The sequence below is a fragment of the Arthrobacter sp. KNU40 genome (assembly GCF_051515115.1).
Lineage (GTDB): Bacteria > Actinomycetota > Actinomycetes > Actinomycetales > Micrococcaceae > Arthrobacter.
The window spans coordinates 830,209-850,826 of the sequence record NZ_CP195850.1 but is presented as its reverse complement, the minus strand read 5'-3'; the positions used below and the strand labels follow the sequence as shown (position 1 = coordinate 850,826).

The following is a 20,618-nucleotide window of genomic DNA, read 5'->3' as shown; positions in this document are numbered from 1 at the left end:
TCGGCGCCCTGCCGGCCCAACTAACTCGCATTTATTGTCGTTATGAGGGCTCATAACGACAACTACTGCGAGTCAGTTGGGTGGGAGGGGACTAGTTGGAGGGGAAGTTGTAGGAGGCGCCGGAGGCGTGGGTGGGTTCGGGCCAGCGGGAGGTGACGACCTTGCCGCGGGTGTAGAAGGAGACGCCTTCGGGTCCGTAGATGTGCTTGTCGCCGAAGAGCGAGGCTTTCCAGCCGCCGAAGGAGTGGTAGGCCACGGGCACCGGCAAGGGGACATTGATGCCGACCATGCCCACGGTGACGGAGCGCTGGAACTTGCGGGCGTTCGCGCCGGAGGAGGTGAAGATCGCGGTGCCGTTGCCGTAGGGGTTGGAGTTGATGAGCTTGATGCCTTCGTCCAGGTCCTCGACGCGGACGACGACGAGGACGGGTCCGAAGATTTCCTCGGTGTAGGCGGTCATTTCAGTCTTGACGTGGTCGATCACGGTGGGGCCGACCCAGAAGCCTTCTTCGTGGCCGGGGACCACCAGGTCGCGGCCGTCCACGACCATCGCCGCTCCCGCGGCTTCGGCTTCGGTGACGATCCGCACGATGCGTTCTTTGGAGGCCGGGGTGATGACCGGGCCCATTTCGGCGTCGGGCTCGGTGCCGTTCTTGACCTTCACGGCAAGGGCGCGTTCCTCGACTTTCTTGACCAGCAGCTCGGCGGCGTCCCCGACGGCGACCGCGACGGAGATGGCCATGCACCGCTCGCCCGCGGAACCGAACGCGGCGGCGGCCAGGTGGTCGGCGGCGTTGTCGAGGTCGGCGTCGGGCATGATGATCGCATGGTTCTTCGCCCCGCCCAGGGCCTGGACCCGCTTGCCGTGCTTGGTGGCGGTTTCGTGGACGTACTTCGCGATCGGGGTGGAGCCGACAAAGGAGATGCCGTCGACGTCCGGGTGGGTCAGGAGCCCGTCGACGGTTTCCTTGTCGCCGTGCAGGACCTGGAACACGCCGTCGGGAAGGCCGGCCTGCTTCCAGAGCTTCGCGAGCAGCATCGAGGCGGAGGGGTCGCGTTCGGAGGGCTTGAGGATGAAGGCGTTGCCCGTGGCGATCGCCATGGGTGCCATCCAGAGCGGAACCATGACGGGGAAGTTGAACGGGGTGATGCCGGCGACGACGCCGAGGGGCTCCCGGAAGGAGAACACGTCGATGCCGGTGGAGACCTGGTCCGAGTAGTCGCCCTTGAGCAGTTGCGGGATGCCGCAGGCGAACTCGATCACTTCCAGGCCGCGGCCGATCTCGCCCTTGGCATCGGAAATGACCTTGCCGTGCTCGGCGGTGATCAGGGCCGCGAGTTCGTCCACGTGGGAGGCGACCAGTTCGCGGAACTTGAACAGGACAGCGGTGCGCTTGGCGAGGGAGAAATCGCCCCACTTTTCGCTCGCGGCCTTCGCGGCGGCAACGGTGGCGTCAAGATCGGCACGGTTCGCGAGGCGCAACGTTGCGGAGACGGCGCCGGTGGCCGGGTTGTAGACCGGCTGGCTGCGATCGCCGGCGCCGGCGGTTTCAACACCGTTGATGAAATGCTTGATGGTGGTCATGGTGGTCGTCGTCGACATGTGCGGACTTCCTTGTCTGTTGCTTGAAGAGGTCTGTGGCTTGAAGCGAGCTTGAGGGGGCTAGCCGAGCAGCTTGCGCTGGCGGTTCTTGTGGTCGGTGTACGTCTGGTAGGCCTGCTGGGTGGATTCGAGTTCGGAGACCTGCGAGACGGGAACGTCCCACCAGGATTCGGAGCTCGGCGCGTCAAGCAAGGGATCGGATTCGACGTGGATGACGATCGGTCCGGTTTCTTCCGGTGCTGCTTTCGCGTCGCGGATGGCTTGTTCCAGTTCGGCGATGACTTTCTCGCCGGGTTCGATCCGGATCACCTTCGCGCCGAGGGACTCGGCGTTGAGGGCCAGGTCGATGGGCAGGTTCTCGCCGGCATCGAAAGAGTGCTGTTCCTTGTCCAGGACCCGGTACTGCGTGCCGAAGCGCTGCGAGCCCAGGGATTCGGAGAGCGAACCGATCGAGGCGTAGCCGTGGTTCTGGATGAGGACCACGATCAGTTTGATGCGTTCGGCGACGGCGGTGACAAGTTCTGTGTGCATCATCAGGTAGGAGCCGTCCCCCACCATGACCACGACGTCGCGATCCTTGCCGCCCGCCGCGGCCTCGGCCAGAGCGGCACGCTTGACACCCAGGCCGCCGGGGATTTCGTAACCCATGCAGGAGTAGGCATATTCCACGTGGTAGCCGAAGGGGTCCCGGACGCGCCACATCTTGTGCAGGTCACCGGGCAGGGAACCGGCGGCGCAGATGACAACGTCCTGCTCGTCCATGGCCCGGTTGGTGGCGCCGATGATCTCGTTCTGGGCCGGGAGCGGCGTGTGGCGGGTGTCGAAGGCTTCGTCCACGATGCCGTTCCAGCGCTTCTTCTCGGCCGCGATCTTCTGCTCGAGGTCCGCGCCGACACGATAGCCGCCGAGCGCCTGGTTCAGCTTGACCAGGGCCTTGCGGGCATCGGCGACGATCGGCAGCACGGTGCCGTGCTTGTACGCGTCGATCGCGGCCACGTTGATGTTGACGAACTTCACGTCGGGGTTCTGGAACGCAGTGCGCGACGCCGTCGTGAAGTCTTCGTAACGGGTACCGATGCCGATGATCAAGTCAGCCTCGGCCGCGATGGCGTTCGCCGCCGTCGTGCCCGTGGAGCCGATGGCTCCAAGCGAGAACTTGTGGTCCCACGGAAGGACGCCGACGCCCGCCTGGGTGTTACCTACCGGGATGCCGGTGAGCTCGGCGAACGTGGCGAGTTCCTCGTTGGCGAAGGCGTAGAGGACGCCGCCGCCGGCGATGATCAAGGGCCGTTTCGCGGCGCGGATGGCCTCGGCGGCGCGGCGGATGTCGTCGTCGTCGGCTTCGGGGCGGCGGATCCGCCATTCACGCTCGGCGAGGAACTCTTCCGGGACATCCAAGGCTTCGGCCTGGACGTCCTGCGGCAGCGAAATGGTCACGGCACCGGTCTCGGCCGGGTCTGTCAGGACGCGCAGGCCGTGGTGGAACGCGGAGAACAGCTGCTCGGGCCGGGACACCCGGTCGAAGAACTTGGACAGCGGACGGAAGGCGTCGTTGACCGTGATGTCGTAGGCGTAGGGCAGCTCGAGTTGCTGCAGCACCGGATCCGCGGCCCGGGTGGCGAAGGTATCGCTCGGCAACAAGAGCACCGGCAGCCGGTTGGTGGTGGCCAGCGCCGCGCCGGTCAGCAGGTTCGAGGAACCCGGGCCAATCGAGGTGCTGATCGCGAAGGTCTGGCGACGGCGGGTGTGCCGAGCGTAGCCGACAGCCTGGTGCGCCTGGGCCTGCTCGTTGCGGCCCTGGTAGTACGGCATGATACTCGGGTCGAGTTGCTGGTACTGCTTGAGGGCCTGGCCGACGCCGGCGACGTTGCCGTGTCCGAAGATCCCGAAGGTGCCCGGGATCAGGCGCTCCCGGTACTCGCTCCCGCCGACTGTGTCCACGGTGTACTGCTTGGACAGGAACTCGACAACCGCCTGGGCGACCGTCATTCTGCGCGTTGACATTACTCTTACTCCGATACTTTCGCAGGTGTCTTCAGCAGCGCTGGCGTTTTCAAGAGCGAGGCGGCGGTGGCCACGGCCCCGGCCACGTCCCCGTCGGCCGGATACAAAAGGGTCCGTCCCACAGTCAATCCCTGGACTCCCGGCAGGGCAAGCGCTGCCTGCCAGCTGGCGAAGACCTCGTCCTGGCCCGCGTCCGGATCCCCGCCCAACAGGACCGTGGGCAGTGTGGTGGCGGCCATGACGCGTTCCATCTCGGCCACGACCGGGAGTTTCATCCAGGTGTAGGCGCTTGTGGAACCCAGGCCCTGCGCAATCGCCACCGACTTGATGACCGCGTCCGGGGAAAGGTCGTTGCGGACCTTGCCGTTCGCCTCGCGGACGGACAGGAACGGTTCCACCATGGCGATGAGCTTGCGCGCTGCGAGGGAGTCCACCGCCTTGGCCGTCGCTTCCAGGATCGACGCCGTGTCCGGGTCACCGAGGCAGATCCGGGTCAGCATCTTCCCGCCGTCGGCGCCGAGGGCGTCCAGGGCGGCTGCGGTGTGGCCCGTGAAACGGTCGTCGATTTCGTTGACCAGCCCCGCGAGGCCGCCGCGGTTCATCGAGCCGAAGACAAGCTTGCCCTCAAGCGCCCCGAGCAGGAGCAGGTCATCCATGATGTCCGGCGAGGCCAGGACACCGTCGACGGCGGGATTCGCCAAAGCGATCTGCAGCCGGTCCAAAAGTTCCCGGCGGTCGGCCATGGCCACCGGGTCGGCGCCGACGCTCAGCGCGCCGCGGGCCGGGTGGTCGGCCGCGACGATGAAGTTCTGGGAGCCGTACTTCAGGCCCGGGTGGCGGCGACGTGCGGCAGCGGCGCGGGCAACGGCGTCGGGATCTTCAAGCCGGATGGCACTGAGGTGCTCGTAACGGCGGGGGTCGTCATTGAAGCTCAACGTGTTGCTCCTTCGGAAACTGCTGGATGGGAAGCTGCGTCGGTGCCTGCTGTGCCGTCCGGGGTCAGGCGGCCACGTTCGGCGAGCAAGGAGGTGACTTCTTCCGGCGTCGGCATTGCGTCGGCGCACGAGAGGCGGGAGGCGACGAGCGCGCCTGCCGCGTTCGCATAGTCCAGGATCCGGGCCAAAGGCCAGCCGGACAACAGTCCGTGGCAGAAAGCACCGCCGAAGGAGTCGCCCGCGCCCAGGCCGTTGACGGTCTCCACGGGAACGGGAGCGGAGACAACGCGTTCGGTGCGGGTCTTGGCCATGACGCCTTCGGGGCCGAGCTTGACCACGGCGATCTCGACGCCGGCGGCCAGGAGGCGGTCGGCCTGCTCGTCCGGGGTTCCTTCACCCACGGCGACGGCGCATTCCTTGTCATTGCCGATGGCGACCGTGACGTGCGGCAGGATCTTGGCGACCTCGGCCCGGGCCTCGTCTTCGGAAGCCCAGAACATAGGCCGATAATCCAGGTCCAGGATGGTGTACTGGCCCTCGTTCAGGCCTGTGCGCGGCCTGGCTTCATGTGCTGCGAGGTGGGCCGAGCGGCTGGGCTCCTGGCAAAGGCCGGTCACGGTGGACCAGAAGATGCCGGCGTCCTTGATGGCTTCGAGGTCGAGTTCCTCGGCCTTGATCTGGAGGTCCGGTGCCGTCGGGAAACGGCCGTAGAAGTACAGCGGGAAGTCGTGCGGAGGCTGGATCGCGCAGAACGTGGCCGGGGTCTGAAGGCCGGGTACCGGGGTGACGAACGCGTCGTCGACCTTGAACTTGCGCAGCTCGCGGTGCAGGTAGATGCCGAACGGGTCATCGCCGGTGCGCGTAATCACGCCGGAGCGGCGGCCGTGGCGGGCGGCGGCGACGGCCACGTTGGACGGCGAGCCGCCAAGGTACTTGCCGAAGGACTGCACATCCTCCAGTCCCACACCGATGTCGTTCGGGTAGATATCAACGCTGATGCGCCCGATGGTGAGCAGTTCGTGGGTCACGGTGATCGCGGACCTTTCTGTAGTGAACTCTTCTTGCGGGACGGTGAGAGCTCCGGTGCTTTTGCCGGCCCGCAGTGAGCGGGGCCACAACCACTACTTTGCACCAGAATTCATGTCCTGTCAAAGGTTTGTACTGACATATTTACAACGAAACGTAATGGCATAAATTACGCGGCGACTTGGGCTTGAATCCGCCCCAAAACGCCTCAGTTACCGCGCAGGAACAGCAAGCTCGCCAGTGACATACTGGGCGCGGCCAAAGCCGAAGGACCAGTCATCGGCACTGTTTTCGACGTACCCAAGGAAGACATCCTCGCCGGCGACGCCAATCTCGCCGAGCCCGGCGGCGATGGCGGCGAACAGGGACTGCTTGGCTTCGCGACTCCGCCCGCCCTGGGTGAATATCTGGATCATGACCACGCCGGACGTTCGTTCGAAACCGAGGCCGGCATCCTGCGCAACAATCTGGCCTGCGGGATGCTCGGTGATGATGTGGAAGTAGTCGCGCTCCGGGATGCCATACTCGGCGAGGATAGCGTCGTGGATCCGCCTGCTCAGGTCGTCGAGCTGCTCTGGTGTGCGGCCTTCGTTGACATCAATGCGGACGAGGGGCATCTGCTCTCCTTTAATAGTTTGTCCTGACATGCTAACAAACTATCGAAGCGCCCCACAAGCTCTTCCCACCGTGACGCCCCCTGCAACGCCCGCTCACATATCCGGCCTTAACCGCCGACGCCCGCTCACATCATGTGAGCGAGCGTCGGTCGAAAAGCCTTCAGATGTGAGCGAGCGTCGGCCCAAAAGCCTTCAGATGTGAGCGAGCGTCGGTGACGGGCCGCCCGGGCATTCAACAGTTAAACAACGACGGCGCCCGTCACCTTCACGTGGAAGGTGACGGGCGCCGTCGTGGGCCCTGCTTTGGGTGCTAGAGGGTTGCGAAGACCTCGCGGAGCAGCTTGGCGGTCTCGGACGGCGTCTTGCCGACCTTCACGCCTGCAGCTTCGAGAGCTTCCTTCTTGGCCTGAGCCGTACCCGCGGAGCCGGAGACGATGGCGCCAGCGTGGCCCATGGTCTTGCCCTCGGGGGCGGTGAAGCCTGCAACGTAGCCGACAACCGGCTTGGTGACGTTGGCCTTGATGAAGTCGGCTGCGCGCTCTTCTGCGTCGCCACCGATTTCGCCGATCATGACGATTGCCTTGGTCTCCGGGTCCGCCTCGAACGCAGCCAGGGCGTCGATGTGGGTGGTGCCGATGACGGGGTCGCCACCGATGCCGATGGCCGTGGAGAAGCCAAGGTCGCGAAGTTCGTACATCATCTGGTAGGTCAAGGTACCAGACTTGGAGACCAAGCCGATGGGGCCCTTGCCCGTGATGTTCGCCGGGGTGATACCAACGAGGGCTTCGCCCGGGGTGATGATGCCGGGGCAGTTCGGCCCGATGATGCGGGTGATCTGCTTGCCGTCAGCGTCCACCGTGGCCTGGGCGAGTGCCCAGAACTCGGCGGAATCCTGAACCGGCACGCCTTCGGTGATGACAACGACCAGGCCGATGCCTGCTTCGATGGCTTCAACCACGGCGGCTTTGGTGAATGCCGGCGGAACGAAGACGATCGAGACGTCGGCGCCGGTCTCGGCTATGGCTTCCTTGACGGTGCCGAAGACGGTGATTTCCTTGTCGCCGTGCAGCACCGTGGTGCCAGCCTTGCGGGCGTTGACGCCACCGACGATGTTGGTGCCGGCCTTGAGCATCAGGGCGGTGTGCTTGGTGCCTTCGCCGCCGGTGATGCCCTGGACGATGACCTTGGAGTCCTTGTTCAGATAAATAGACATTGTGAGGTCCCTTTACTTCGCTGCGTTGGCGAGCTCGGCGGCCTTGTCGGCGCCCTCGTCCATGGTGGCTGCCAGGGTAACCAGCGGGTGGTTGGCCTCGGCCAGGATGCGGCGGCCCTCTTCGACGTTGTTGCCGTCGAGGCGGACAACCAGCGGCTTGTTGGCATGGACACCAAGCTCGGCCAGTGCACCGACGATGCCCTTTGCCACAGCGTCACACGCAGTGATGCCACCGAAGACGTTCACGAAAACGCTCTTGACCTGCTCGTCACCGAGGATGACGTCCAAGCCAGCGGCCATGACCTCAGCGGAGGCTCCACCGCCGATGTCCAGGAAGTTGGCCGGCTTGACGTTGCCGTGGTTTTCGCCTGCGTAAGCAACGACGTCGAGGGTGGACATCACAAGACCGGCGCCGTTGCCGATGATGCCAACCGAGCCGTCAAGCTTCACGTAGTTGAGGTCCTGCGCCTTGGCCTTGGCCTCGAGCGGGTCAGCTGCGTCCTTGTCCTCAAGGTGTGCGTGCTTGGGGTGGCGGAAGCCGGCGTTCTCGTCCAGCGAGACCTTGCCGTCAAGGGCAACGATGTCGCCGGCGCCGGTCTTGACCAACGGGTTGACCTCAACAAGGGTTGCGTCTTCCTTCTTGAAGACGTCCCAGAGCTTCAGGATGACGGAAGCAACCTTGCCGCGCAGTTCCTCGGAGAAACCAGCAGCGGCAACGATTTCGTCGGCCTTGGCCTGGTCGATTCCGACGGCGGGATCGATGGCGACCTTGGCGAGTGCCTCGGGGCGCTCAACGGCAAGCTGCTCGATTTCCATGCCGCCTTCAACCGAGCACATGGCCAGGTAGTTGCGGTTGGCCCGGTCCAGCAGGACGGAGAAGTAGTATTCCTCAGCAATGTCGGCGCCCTGGGCGATCATGACCTTGTTGACGGTGTGGCCCTTGATGTCCATGCCAAGGATGTTGGTGGCGTGCTCAAGCGCTTCGTCAGCGGACTTTGCGACCTTGACACCGCCGGCCTTGCCACGGCCACCGACCTTTACCTGCGCCTTGACGACGGTCACGCCGCCGATGTTCTCGGCAGCAGCCTTTGCTTCTTCAGGAGTGTGCGCCACGATGCCGGCGAGCACGGGTACACCGTGCGCTTCGAACATATCGCGCGCCTGATATTCAAACAGGTCCACGGTTTAGTGTCCTTCTACGTCGAAGTAGTTTCTGTACAGCCGGAAACCACGGTGACCGCGAAAACCGGCTGCGGATAGGTGCGCATCGAACGGCCATCTAGCAGCCGGTCACATTGCGCAAGTTCCTCTCGAACTTTAGCCCCCCGGGGAGGCCAGCCGGTTCTACAGTACCTGTTAAGTGAGTAAGCACACACTTCTATCGACCGTAGAAAAACCGCTATATGACGCGGTTTTCCGGCGCGTCCAGCCACCATAATGCCAGGACGGCAGGACGACGGGAGCCGCTAGGAATCCAGTTTGGTCAGCGGCGCGTAACGCAGCAGCAGCCGTTTCTCGCCGACGTCGAACTTCACCTTTGCCACGGTCTTGTCACCGGCGCCTTCGATGCCGATCACGGTGCCGTTGCCGAAGCTCGTGTGGTTCACTTTGTCCCCCACGACGACGGCGACCACTTCCTTTTGCGGCTGGACACGGTTGCGTACGACGGCGGCCGGCACGTCGGCGTTGAAGCCCGCCGTGCCGCTGGCGGCAGCGCCGCGCGACGTTCCGGCGCCCCAGAAGGAGCCGCCGTAACGCCCGGAGCCGATGGGCGCGTTACCCCAGCCGCTTACTTGGCGGGAGGTCCCTTCGCGCTTCCACTCCACGAGACCGGTGGGGATCTCCTCCAGGAATTGGCTGGCGGGGTTGTATTGGCTCTGGCCCCACATGCTGCGGACCTCCGAACGGGTCACGTAAAGGCGCTTCCGTGCACGGGTGAGGCCCACATAGGCCAGGCGACGCTCCTCCGCCAGTTCCTTCGGATCCGTTGCGGACCGCTGGTGCGGGAACAGCCCGTGTTCCATGCCGGTGAGGAAGACGACGGGGAATTCCAGGCCCTTGGCCGTGTGGAGGGTCATGAGCGTGACCACTCCCATCCGCTTGGCCTCGGCCACGGCCGCGGCCGCATCCTCGGAAGATCCCTCCGGAGCGTCCGGGATCTGGTCGGCGTCGGCTACGAGGGAGACTTGCTCGAGGAATTCGCCCAGCGAGCCTTCTGGGTTGTCGCGCTCGTATTCCCGGACCACCGCCACCAATTCGGCGAGGTTTTCCACGCGGGATTCGTCTTGCGGATCGGTGCTGGCGCGGAGCCCGGCCAGGTAACCGGTCTGTTCCAGGACAGCTTCCAAAGCTGCCGCGGCCCCGGAACCCGAGGCCACTTCGGCCAGGTCATCCAGAAGTTTCACGAAGCCCAGGACCGCGTTCACGGAGCGGGTGGCCATGCCGGGAGCCTGGTCCGCCTTGCGTGCCGCGGTCATGAACGACGTGCGTTCGCGTTCGGCGAGCGCCGCCACGGCACCTTCGGCACGATCGCCGATTCCACGCTTGGGTTCGTTGAGGACGCGACGCAAATTGACGTCGTCGTCGGGGTTCACCAGGACGCGAAGGTACGCGAGGGCGTCCTTGATTTCCTTGCGTTCGTAGAACCGGGTACCGCCCACCACTTTGTACGGCAGGCCAACCCGGACGAGGACGTCTTCAATGGAGCGTGACTGGGCGTTGGTGCGGTAGAAAATGGCGACGTCGCCAGGACGCAAGCCCTCCTCGTCCTGGAGCCGGTCGATCTCCTTGGCGATGAACTGGGCTTCGTCGTGCTCGTTCTCCCCCACATAGCCGATGATCTTCTCGCCGTCGCCTTCGGCCGTCCAGAGTTTCTTGTCCGGGCGGTTGGGGTTGCGCGAAATAACGGAGTTCGCCGCGCTCAGGATGTTCTGGGTGGAGCGGTAGTTCTGCTCCAACTTGATGGTGCGGGCTTCCGGGTAGTCCTTCTCGAATTCGACGATGTTGCGGATGTCCGCACCGCGGAAGGCGTAGATGGATTGGTCGGAGTCGCCGACGACGGTCAGCTCGCTCGCCTGCGGACCCTCGCCGACGATTTCGCGGACCAATGCGTACTGGGCGTGGTTGGTGTCCTGGTATTCGTCCACGAGTACATGGCGGAACCGACGTCTGTACGACTCCGCGAGGGCAGGGAAGGCCCGGAACATGTAAACGGTCTGCGCGATGAGGTCGTCGAAGTCCATGGCATTGGCCTGGCGCAAGCGCTGCGTGTAGCCCTTGAAGACCTCGGCCACGGCCTGTTCGAAGGGTTCGTTGTAATTGGCACTGGAGGCGAACGCGTCGTCGTCGATGAGCTCGTTCTTGAGGGCCGAGATCTTGTGCTGAATGGCCTTGGGGGCGAACTTCTTGGGGTCAAGGTCCAGGTTCTTCGCTACGAGGGTGATGAGCCGCAGGGAGTCCGCGGAGTCGTAGATGGAGAAGTTGGAGTTCAGTCCCACGTTGGCGGCTTCGCGGCGCAGGATGCGCACACAGGAGGAGTGGAACGTGGAGATCCACATCGACTTGGCGCGGGCACCCACCAGCGCTTCGATGCGCTCCCGCATTTCCGCGGCCGCCTTGTTGGTGAAGGTAATGGCGAGGATCTCGCCGTGGTGCGCCCGCCTGGTGGCTATCAGGTACGCAATGCGGTTCGACAGCACGCGGGTCTTGCCTGACCCTGCACCGGCGACGATCAGCAAAGGGCTGCCGGCATGTTTGACGGCTTCCTCCTGCTGGGGGTTCAACCCTTCGAGCAATGCCTCCGCAGACGGCAAGCCCGCGTGGCCCCCGTCGTGCCCACCGCCGGGCGCGCCACCCCAAGACACACCGCCACCGGACGCAGAGTCCCTAGGCGCAGAGCCGCCCGGCGCACTTCCACTCTGTGCAGGGCCGCTTCCGGCGCGTGAAAGCATGGCCGGAGCGGCCTTGGTGGCAGCTCGGCTTGCAGCTTTGAAGGGGCCATCCGCGTACGGGTCAAACAACATATCCATGGTGTTTACCAGTCTAGGCGGTGGCTCTGACCCCGGAGGACCCGCATGATCTTCCTCGATGTCCGTCAAATACCGGCTCAGTCGGGAAATACCGAGGCTCCGAAGTGCTCTCCCAATTATGCTTCTTAGGAGCTACAAGTTCGCTGGCTCTGGGACACATCCAAAGGAACGGCATGCGGGGAAAACGAGGGGTTTGGACTACGCGCCGCCCCGGTGTGGTGTCGAAATACGGAACCCTTCTGGGGTCGGGCATCACCATTGCCTCAAGCCTGTTCCTGGCTGCCGCCAAGCCGCTCCAACCGTGGGAATTCGTCGGCGCGTACCTTGTCCTTGCGGCGGTCCTCGCCTGTTTCGCACTGATGCTCCACTCGGATGCATGGCCCCACCGCCTGGCGGTTCTGTTCGGGCTCATCCTGCTCGCGGAATTGTTGGGCTCCGAACAACGCGACGAGTTCAATCCCGCTTTCCTCCCCTACACACTGGTCCTCTCGGCAAGTTCCGTCCTCGTCCTCTCGATGCGCAAAACCTGGCGCTCAAGGCTGTTCACATTCACGGCGTTCCTTCTCGTCCTGGGGTACACGGTGATCTCCGCTTCGGCGGTGGGCGTCCATCCGGCGAGCGCTTTCATACTCGCGGCGACCTGGATCATCACCTTGGCGATGCGGCTTGGCGGACCACGGGCTTTGGCCCTGTATTGGGGAGATTTCGCCGTGCGCCAGGAATCCGTGGCAGCCCACATCGTGGCACAGAACCGGCGTAGCTACGTGGCCTGGAACACGAGGCATTTGCACGACACCACCTTGCGCACCCTCACCGTGATCGGCCGCCAAGGCGCCGGTCTCTCCTCGAAACAACTAGGAGAAATGCTCGACGCCGTCACCTCCTCGGGGGCGGTGGCCCGGCCGGGACCACCGCCGCCAGGAGCGACCGACGTCGGCCTTGGCGCTTCGACGCCGTCCGAGACCCCGGAACCCGGCGAGCTCGCGGTTCGGTTGCGGCGAATCGCCGAGATACGGGCACGGGACGGCTTCAGCGTCGAGATCCACGGGACGACCGGAGCGCTGGCTGCTCCTGTCCAGGCTGCCTTGCTGGCGGCAGTGGATGAATGCATCCTGAACGCCGACAGGCACGCCGGCGCAGGACATGTGGATGTCCTGTTATCCCGGATCTCGGGCCAAGTTTCAGTGGTCGTCAGCGATTCCGGTTGTGGATTTGACCCTTCGACGCTCCCGACCGACAGGCTGGGCGTGAAGGAATCCGTCCTCGCCCGGATGCGTGACGCCGGGGGACGTGCGCGGGTCTTTTCCACGCCTGGACAAGGAACCACGATCCTGCTCGAAGCCGTGGCCGCATGACCATGCCGGCTATGTCGCGGACGAGCGTGGAGGGACCCCTCTTCGTGTCGCGTGGAATTCTGGCGACAGCCTGCTTCGTGCTGTGGATCCTCAATTTCTATCTCGCTTTTGAAGCCGGCAACAATGCGGGCGCTGCCCCCTGGCACGTCCTGGCTACAGGCCTCGACTTGTTGGAGGTCGTCGTTGCCCTCCAGGCCTCCGACGCCGCTACTCCACGGGGCCGGCTGGCCAATCTGCGGGCCACGTGGCTGGTCCTGGCCGTTGCTTCGGCTTGCTGCGCCGCATTGGCTATCGAGCAGGAAACGGGGCTCGCCCTGATCGGAGCGAATGCACTGCTCTCCGCAGTCGCAGTCCTCCTGGTGTCCCACCTTTGGAACCTTCGTGGATTCGTCACCCTCACGCTCGCCATTGCGGCAGTCAACACCGCCCTCTACGCCGTCACCCCGGGAGCCGACCCCCGGACGACGTCGAACGTCCTGTTCCTTTCGCTCCTTCCCGGTGCGGTTGGAACTTTGAGCGTGCTACTGCGCAGGGACGCCCTCCAGCGGAAGGGCGCGAGCGGACTGAGCGGGCGGCTCGACGCCCTGACGCAGGCAATCCACGCCAAAACGTCCGTACGGGAACTCGAACTGGCGGTCACCAAGACCCAGATCGATAAATTGTTTGCCAAGGTGGCGCATGCCCCCTCGCTGCCTCTGGACCCAGCGACGGCCCGCGAAGCGAGGGAGCTTGCGGGTCATTTGCGCCAGTTGCTACTGGAGGAATGGTCCGACAATTGGCTTGCTGAGGCCCTGGAGCTCGAGGGCCTTGGCCACAATGTCATTGTTGCCCAGCCCACTGACTTGGTGGAAGAGTTGCCGGAGAGCTCACGCCCGGCCATCCTGGCTGCCACCATGCTGATGGCAATGGGCGCAACGCTGCGTGGCGCACACCGGGGCGACGCCACTCCGCGGCCAAGGGCTGCCCACCGGATCCACTTCTTTGCCGAGAAGTCCGGCCAGGACGGTACACGCCTGACATGGCGCATTGGCGGAGTCCGCAAGAACCATCTCTCACCTCTTTTGTGGACCGAGCTGGATTCGCTGGGCCGGGGCAAAGCGCACAATGACCGGGAAGGCTGCAGCATCGTGGTTGAGACAGCCGGGTGGCGACGTTGACCCGCGTTCTGCTCATCGACAACCACCGGCTTTTGGTCGACTCCTTGTCGCAGTGGCTTCTCGTGTACGCTCCGGAAATCCGCGTCCTGGCCGGGGCCTCTTCCTGGCCTCTGGAAGGCCGCGTGCCCCAAGGTGACGGGGCCGCCAAGGCGGATGTCGCCGTCGTCGGTGAACTGCAAAGGCGAGAAGCCCCTCATCTTGCCGGTATTGTCTCCTCGCTCAGGGCGTCGGGGATGCAGGTGGTCCTGCTGGCGGACCAGCAGCCTGCAATGGCCATCAGCTCAGCCCTCGACGCCGGCGCACTGGCCATTGTGCCCAAGTCCGCCGACCCGGGCCACACCGCGGCCGCGATCCGCGCGGCGGCATCCGGCCGGCGATACCTTCATCCGGATATCAAGGGCATGCTTGAGTCAACAGCCAGTACGAGAGTCGAGTTGTCCGTCAGGGAACGGCGGCTTGTGGAGCTGTACCTTGGACCCACGCCTCGAAGCATCAGGGAGGTGGCGGATCTTTTGGCGATCAGCGAGCAGACGGTCAAGTCCCACCTGCACCGGGTCCGGCAGCGCTATGCAGCCGCAGGCTTCACCGTGGGAAACATCATCAGCCTCCAGGAACAGCTTCGAAAAGACGGCTGGTTGAGCTAGACGACGGCCGGCTGCGAGCCTGGCTTCGTCGATTTCGACCCAAGAATGCTCACCAGGGCCACCAAGAGCGGAACGCACAATGCCGACATGAACCCGGCAACAATCATCCGGCCGTGGATCTCCGCCTGCCCCTCCAAAATCAGGACGACCCAGAACTGCGACCAGCAGCCGAGGACCATCACCACGGCAAGGCGTCCTATTGCCGACTCCCGTCGAGCGGCAACGGCGAAGCCCAAGAGCATGGTCAACAGGTGGAGGCCAAGTAACGCAACCGGCGCTGCTTTCATCGCCGTGTACAGGCCCAGGACAACGGGCACCCGGCGTTCTTTGACGCCGGGACCTTGGCCCGAAGCCGCCATGTAGGATCCCCCATCACTGAGCTCGGGCGTGAGCAGGGCGCTGATTCCCCGCTCCCCGAGGCCGATCAGCCGTTCCGGGTGGGTGGCAAAGAACGCGACGATCTTGCCACGATTGATCTGTTCCCCGAACTGCGGGTAATTCGGGTTGTACACCGCTGAATTGACGGAGTCCATCGTGCTGCCCGCGGCCGTCATGAAACTCCGGTCCAGCCCCAGCCACTTCAAATCCGCGACGGGATCCGGGCTGTTGGGCAGGATCGACGCGAAGACGGTGTTGTAGAGATTCAGTTCGGTAGCACGCTTGGGTTCGACTGAGACGAACGCTACGGTAACCCCCGCAATGGCAACCACGGCCGCCGAGGGCATCACGAATGCCTGCCACCGACGATGCGCGGGAGTTGCCGGCCGTCGAGTGCGCGCGGCAGGCAACCACAGGAGCGCCAAGGCAACCACGGGCAACCACGAGACCATTTGCGGCATGGCCGAGACCGTGAATGCGGCTGCGAGGACCACCATGAGCACCGATGCCCACCGCGGCCTTCCGCCGTTCCAGTAGCGCAGCAGCGCCACCGCCAAGGCAAGCGTGCCCAGGAACGCAGCGGGTTCGCTGTAGGGCGACACGAAGAAATCCGCGAAGACTCCGTCCACCGTCACCAGCGTGACGAGCGCAGCGACCAGCAACCGGAACGGCATCCGCCCCGGCAACGCCGCCACGAGTCCGGCGATGAGGGCGCCGAAGGCAACACAGCACACAATCCCCACCGCGCGCGTATCGAGGCCGGATCCCCAAGCAAACACCGGCGTGAGCCACTTACCGAGCCACAAAAGCAGCAATTGCGAGGAATAGACGGGCTCTCCGGATCCAGTGAAGCCGCAAGCCTCACCGTAGTACTGATGCGGCACCCAGCTCGGTTGGATGAAATTCGTGAAGTCGGCATAGCCCCAGGGTCTGAGGTTCCGGACGCCCAGAGAGCAAAGCAGTTGTTGACCGGTCCCTTGGTCGGCCATGCCAACGGTTTGGGGCATGAACAAGCGGAGGATCATGACGAGCGAGGCAAGCGTGCCGGACAACCCGGCAACAGCGCGCAAGCGGAGCGACCCCGGCGCGCCTTGCCTCACCTCACGCAGCCCCACCTCACCCGGGCCGAACGTCCTGGCCAGGTAACCGGCCGCGGAGCGCAGCGGGCCGGCGGCCCCGCTCCTCCGGCGGAGCGGTTCCGGGCCGAACCTCGTGGACGGCTCGGATTTCTCGGCATCCGGCCTTGCGTCAACCATGCTTCGGCCCTCCCGCCGGCGCGAGCGTGCCGGTAATGGTGCCTGGACTGGACTGCAAATTGGACTGCAGGGGCGCGACCGCGCACCGCACTGTGTACGCGCCGTTCACCGTCCGGATGATCGGACGCAGCAGGATTCCGGCCGGGAGCGCGTCAACGCCGAGGAACTGCAAGGCATAAGGCAGGCACCGCGCGTTTCGCGCGGCAGGGGTGGCCACACTGCCGTCCAGATTGAACCAGGCACTGATGTCCTCTGCGGTGTGGGGTTCGATACATGGAATATCGACGCCGTCGTCGCTCAATTGGCCTTCCGCGAGTTCCTGTCGATAGCAGAGCCGCAGGGCGGCCGACTCGGGGCCCGCCAGCATGCCCTTGAAATCCGCGGTGGTGGTCCGGGGAGTGCCGTCGTTCGCGGCCAGGAGCACGTCGCAACGCACGGCCCGGGCGCCACGTTCCCAGTCGTCACGGCTCGGGGCGTACGCGGCGATGGCTAGGCCTGTTGTGCCATCACGTTCACGGGCTCCAAGATACGTCCGCAGTGAGGCAACGTCGCACAAGCGCTGGGTGAGTACCTTGAGTTCCTGCCGTCCCGGCCTTGTTTCCTGACCTGACAAGGGAGCCGGAACCTGCGTGACCTTGTAGGTCTGGGCGGTGTGCGCCTCCGTACAGGAGACCGGTGGGCTTGGTTCGCTGACGGCGTCGAATTGTTCCGGCGACACAATCAGGTGGCACTCGCCCACTGCCGGGTTGCCGGTGGGCGCCCCGGGAAGTGTCTGGTTGCATCCATTCAGGAGCCCTGCAATCAGCAATGCTGCAGCCCCCGGCGTCGCCCGTTTCGCCAAGCTACGCGGCACGCCGCCCCCGTCTGGTCTTGCCTGCGCGGACCAGGACAATGATGGCCGCGACAAAACCGGCGATCACCACGAAAGAACCGAGGAAATGGTGCATGATACTGAACCCCTGCTCTCCCCAGGCCTGCTGTGCGCCCGCGATCATGAAGAACCTCAAGCCGTTGCTGACAATGACAATCAGCAATGCCAAGGCGGCGGCGCGGGCCAATCGTGGCACCGCGATACGGCCCATGAGGAACAAACCACCGGTCAAGGCCAGGACGGGGGCGATCAGTACCGTGCTGGAGCACAATCCGGTCACCATCAGGCCGAAGGGTTGCCCACCGCCGATGTTGTGGAAGATGATGTCGCGGACGCTGTACGACGAGCCTCCCAGGACCCGATCGAACACCCAGGCCATGCTCAAGGCCTCGAGACTGCGGATGCTCTCCTGCTGCAGCATGGCCAAGGCTGCCGCCGCCAGGCATACCAGGCCGGGGAGAATACCGCCCTGGCTCGAGCGGAGCGTTGCGACCCGTTGGCCTTGTGGGCCTCTGGAGTATTGGACACTCGTGGACACTAGGCTTCCTTCGCTAACAGCTGGGCGTCGTCCTCATTGTTGCGCCGGGTTTTCGCCCAGCCCTGGCGTCCCGTGACCAAGCGGTAAGTTGCCCTCAACACGGAAACGTAGTTCTGGTACATGTAGAGCCAGTAGCCAACTCCCCACAGGACTCCCGCCCACCAGCTCTTGTCCGGGACTGCCTGCTTGCGATAGACGGGACCCCACAAGGCGAAAGGGGCGATGCCCGTGACAATGATGAGCGGGATGATGAACCAGGACGCCGCCAGCCACGCTTGGAAGCCACCCATCGTGAGGGAGCCCTGGGCCACCATCGTGATGAACAGCGCGGGCCACAAGACCAGGCCCAGGATCTGGATGAACGGCTGGACCAGGAAATAGCTGCATTCGATAGCCCCGATGTTGCTGAAGTGCGGAGACTCGAAAATTCTCCCCAGGTAGCTGCTGCACTGCATTCCGCCGTGGCACCAGCGGGTTCTCTGGGTCAGCAGTCGGCGAAGCCCCGGAAGTGCCTCCTGCGACACATGGGCGTCATGCATGTAGACGGTCTTGTAGCCGCTCAGCATCACGTGGATCGCGAGCTCGTAATCCTCCAGGAGGGCTCCATGCCAAGGCTCCCCGGAGGTCCTGGCGATAGCGTCGAGGGCGGAAAGCCGGGTGAACTGCCCGTTGCCGCCCAAACCAACGGTCAAGGTGTGGCGTCGGAGCGACTGCATGGCGGCAATGGTGGTGCGGAACTCCATGTCCTGCATAAGGATGAGGTACCGGGCGAAGCCTTGCTTCACGCGTCCGAATCCTACGGCCGTCTTCAACGCCCGGTCATCCACGTTGGACATCCACACAGCGGTCTGGGCGGCTCCCACCTCGGGATCGCCGAAGGCAAGCGGTCCGGCGGCCTGGCGGAACGCATTTTCGGACATGAGCCCATCGGCGTCGAGCACCATGACGATCACCGTTTCGCGGTCGGCCCCGGAAACCAGCCAGTCATCCAGGGCCCGGTACGCCGCGTTCAGGGCGTCGCCCTTGCCCGAACGGGCGTCCGGGAGAAAGCGGCGCACTAGGTGAACCAAGGGGTCGGCCACCGATGCGCTCTGCACAATGTGGGCCGTGGCGTCTTCACTGGCATCGTCCACAACCCAAACGTGGGCCTCGGGGAATTGTCTCCGCAGCTTCGCCAGGGTATTTCCAATCACCGTTTCCTCGTCGCGGCACGGGATGAACACGTGCCAAGTGAAGCCTCCCGGTGTTCCCTCCGGATCGGGAGTCCGGCGCAGGAACGGAACCAGGATCACACTGATGTAGGCAAGGAACACCACCAACAGAACGAATGCCAAGGCTTGCGCGGACTCGAGTACTGACATGTCTCCCCGATAGTGTTTTGAGGCTTTTTACGGCCGTTTCAAGAGAAGGTGAAGCGGGGCGCCCCCTGTGGTGGGGCCGCCCCGCGGATGATGCAGCTAGGAATCCTTGCGGTCGGCAGCCCGCTTCGCGGTCTTGAGCCTGCTGTTGCGTAGGACCACGAACCCGGCGACCAACAACGCAATACCCAGGAGGATGACCCAGCCAAGGGCCGGTGCCCCGGTGACGGCGAGGGTTGCGCCGCCCGCCACGGCTCCCCCTGTCGTCAAACTATTTCCGTACATGCTGCACATTCCTTCCGTGGTTCTTGACTGGTGCGGGCAGACGCAATCAGACGGCCGGAACCGGGGTCCGACGGCGTGCACGGAACAACAACCAGCAAACAAGCGCTAGCAAAGCCACTACGCCGCTGATGGCCAAGGTGTCGTTGTTGAGCACCGGGATTGCTGCTGCAAGCAGGTTCGGACCCACGGAGGCGTTGGCGAGGTCGACGGTGGCAATACTGCCGCCGGCTATGCCTACCTGGAGCGCACGCTCGGTGAAGGTGCCTCCGTTGCTTTCCTGTACGTTGACCTTCGCCGAGACCAATGCGGTCAAAGCGTTGGACAACGGGGTCACGATGGTAGAGGACACTCCGGAGACGACGCCGTTCAGGGCGGCGGTCAGAACGGCCAGTGCGGGGCCGGCAGTTATCTGCGCAATCGGCCCGAGCGCGTTGACTGCGGCGGTCGCGCTGGCGAGCGTGGAGTTGACCACGCTGGTGATCTTGGCGGCAACAGCCTGCGGCAGGAACGAAACGAGGTCCGTGCCAGGGGGCAGGGCGTTGAGGCTCGGCACACCGGCAACGGCCAGGAGGTCTGCCTCGGTGATGGAGATCGTGCCGCCCGCAAGAGGATTCGCCACAGTGACGCCCAAGGGACCCAGGACAAGGTTGGCGGTGTTGATTGCAGTGCCAACCGTGCCGGCAACTCCGCCAATGACCGTTCCGCCAAGATCAGCAGATACGCCGGCAATCGAGTAGGCGCCGGCGGGAGCCGCCCCTTGGTCCTGCTTGGCGGCGGCGGCCAGCGTGGTGATCTTCAGGTCCAGGTTCACGAGATCGGCGCCACCAAGGATGTTGGCTGTACCCGCTTTGATTTCAGCCGCCGGGATACTGGGGCTTCCCGACGTCGGCAGGCCGCCGGGCAGGGTGATAAGGCCCGGTGCGCCCGAGACAGTACCTGAGAACGCCGCGGAGGATCCGTCATTGACGGCCTTTCCATACTGGCTGACCGCGCCCAGCTGGATGATGCCGTTGTTGCCCAGCAGCGGAATGTTTCCCGCACCGACGTTCACGATGCCGAAGGCGGCGGAAAGATCGAGCGGAGTGCTGTTTTCAATGACGGCCGGGCCGGATGGCGGGGTGCCGATCTGCCGGGCAGTTGCCGCGCCGTTGGATGCCACGCCGGCGAAGTTCGGTATCGCAAGGACGCTGCCGTCAATGATTTGTCCGCTGCCCGAAGAAATAACGTCAGTCGGCCCGGCTGTTGCAGCTGGTGCCGCTACCAGGCCGAAACCCAGCGCTACGATAGCGCTGACGCCCACCGCGGCGGACCATGTCCTGTGTCTCGTATTCAAGTTTTGCCCCCTCGTGA

General features: G+C 64.5%; 17 protein-coding genes. 3 read left to right on the top strand and 14 right to left on the bottom strand.

Annotated features, from left to right (window positions below):
• Nucleotides 1–91: 91 nt before the first annotated feature.
• The 8 genes from ACSKT0_RS04075 to pcrA all read right to left on the bottom strand — a co-directional run bounded on the left by ACSKT0_RS04075 (nucleotide 92) and on the right by pcrA (nucleotide 11,426).
• A complete protein-coding gene (locus tag ACSKT0_RS04075) occupies nucleotides 92–1,603 on the bottom strand; it encodes a CoA-acylating methylmalonate-semialdehyde dehydrogenase (protein WP_437772618.1) in 1,512 nt (503 codons plus the stop codon).
• 60 nt (nucleotides 1,604–1,663) lie between these two features.
• Complete coding sequence (gene iolD, locus ACSKT0_RS04070) at nucleotides 1,664–3,592, bottom strand: 3D-(3,5/4)-trihydroxycyclohexane-1,2-dione acylhydrolase (decyclizing) (RefSeq protein WP_437773963.1); 1,929 nt, start codon at nucleotides 3,590–3,592, stop codon at nucleotides 1,664–1,666.
• A gap of 20 nt (nucleotides 3,593–3,612) precedes the next feature.
• A complete protein-coding gene (locus ACSKT0_RS04065) occupies nucleotides 3,613–4,542 on the bottom strand; it encodes a Cgl0159 family (beta/alpha)8-fold protein (protein ID WP_345452331.1) in 930 nt (309 codons plus the stop codon).
• On the bottom strand, nucleotides 4,539–5,570 hold the full coding sequence (gene iolC / locus ACSKT0_RS04060; protein WP_437772617.1) for a 5-dehydro-2-deoxygluconokinase: 1,032 nt from the start codon (nucleotides 5,568–5,570) through the stop codon (nucleotides 4,539–4,541). Before iolC ends, ACSKT0_RS04065 begins: the two co-directional genes overlap by 4 nt.
• 210 nt (nucleotides 5,571–5,780) lie before the next feature.
• A complete protein-coding gene (locus ACSKT0_RS04055; RefSeq protein WP_437772616.1) occupies nucleotides 5,781–6,185 on the bottom strand; it encodes a tautomerase family protein in 405 nt (134 codons plus the stop codon).
• Nucleotides 6,186–6,495: 310 nt separating this feature from the next.
• Nucleotides 6,496–7,398: a succinate--CoA ligase subunit alpha gene (gene sucD, locus ACSKT0_RS04050; protein WP_241708187.1), complete on the bottom strand. Its 903-nt coding sequence runs from the start codon at nucleotides 7,396–7,398 to the stop codon at nucleotides 6,496–6,498.
• A gap of 12 nt (nucleotides 7,399–7,410) precedes the next feature.
• Nucleotides 7,411–8,580, bottom strand: coding sequence for an ADP-forming succinate--CoA ligase subunit beta (gene sucC, locus ACSKT0_RS04045; RefSeq protein WP_437772615.1), 1,170 nt, complete (start codon nucleotides 8,578–8,580; stop codon nucleotides 7,411–7,413).
• 284 nt (nucleotides 8,581–8,864) lie between these two features.
• Nucleotides 8,865–11,426, bottom strand: a complete 2,562-nt coding sequence (gene pcrA / locus ACSKT0_RS04040) for a DNA helicase PcrA (RefSeq protein WP_437772614.1) — start codon at nucleotides 11,424–11,426, stop codon at nucleotides 8,865–8,867.
• 173 nt (nucleotides 11,427–11,599) lie between these two features.
• Between pcrA and ACSKT0_RS04035 the strand changes: the two genes are divergently transcribed.
• Genes ACSKT0_RS04035 through ACSKT0_RS04025 form a run of 3 tightly spaced genes read left to right on the top strand, consistent with a single transcriptional unit; the run spans nucleotide 11,600 to nucleotide 14,582 of the window.
• Nucleotides 11,600–12,781 carry a sensor histidine kinase gene (locus ACSKT0_RS04035; RefSeq protein WP_437772613.1) on the top strand — a complete coding sequence of 394 codons (1,182 nt, stop codon included), beginning with the start codon at nucleotides 11,600–11,602 and terminating at the stop codon, nucleotides 12,779–12,781.
• An 11-nt stretch (nucleotides 12,782–12,792) separates the two neighbouring features.
• Entirely contained in the window at nucleotides 12,793–13,938 is a 1,146-nt protein-coding gene (locus tag ACSKT0_RS04030; protein ID WP_437772612.1) for a hypothetical protein, read from the top strand.
• Nucleotides 13,926–14,582, top strand: a complete 657-nt coding sequence (locus ACSKT0_RS04025) for a hypothetical protein (protein ID WP_437772611.1) — start codon at nucleotides 13,926–13,928, stop codon at nucleotides 14,580–14,582. The genes ACSKT0_RS04030 and ACSKT0_RS04025 overlap by 13 nt, the downstream gene beginning before the upstream one ends.
• On the opposite strand, the gene wsfD is transcribed toward ACSKT0_RS04025, so the two are convergent.
• From wsfD to ACSKT0_RS03995, 6 genes are all read right to left on the bottom strand, one after another.
• Entirely contained in the window at nucleotides 14,579–16,216 is a 1,638-nt protein-coding gene (gene wsfD, locus ACSKT0_RS04020) for a glycan biosynthesis hexose transferase WsfD (protein ID WP_437772610.1), read from the bottom strand. The two genes, ACSKT0_RS04025 and wsfD, sit on opposite strands and share 4 nt — an antisense overlap.
• Nucleotides 16,209–17,069, bottom strand: coding sequence for a septum formation family protein (locus ACSKT0_RS04015; protein ID WP_437772609.1), 861 nt, complete (start codon nucleotides 17,067–17,069; stop codon nucleotides 16,209–16,211). Before ACSKT0_RS04015 ends, wsfD begins: the two co-directional genes overlap by 8 nt.
• Nucleotides 17,059–17,625, bottom strand: coding sequence for an exosortase S (xrtS, locus tag ACSKT0_RS04010; RefSeq protein ID WP_437772608.1), 567 nt, complete (start codon nucleotides 17,623–17,625; stop codon nucleotides 17,059–17,061). The genes ACSKT0_RS04015 and xrtS overlap by 11 nt, the downstream gene beginning before the upstream one ends.
• The gene (locus ACSKT0_RS04005) at nucleotides 17,625–18,986 is read right to left on the bottom strand and encodes a glycosyltransferase family 2 protein (RefSeq protein ID WP_437772607.1); all 1,362 of its coding nucleotides are present in this window, start codon (nucleotides 18,984–18,986) and stop codon (nucleotides 17,625–17,627) included. The genes xrtS and ACSKT0_RS04005 overlap by 1 nt, the downstream gene beginning before the upstream one ends.
• A gap of 96 nt (nucleotides 18,987–19,082) precedes the next feature.
• On the bottom strand, nucleotides 19,083–19,268 hold the full coding sequence (locus ACSKT0_RS04000; RefSeq protein ID WP_437772606.1) for a hypothetical protein: 186 nt from the start codon (nucleotides 19,266–19,268) through the stop codon (nucleotides 19,083–19,085).
• Between the two features lie 46 nt (nucleotides 19,269–19,314).
• Nucleotides 19,315–20,601 (bottom strand): PVV-CTERM domain-containing choice-of-anchor G protein, encoded by a 1,287-nt coding sequence (locus tag ACSKT0_RS03995; protein WP_437772605.1) that lies wholly within the window; start codon nucleotides 20,599–20,601, stop codon nucleotides 19,315–19,317.
• Nucleotides 20,602–20,618 lie beyond the last annotated feature (17 nt).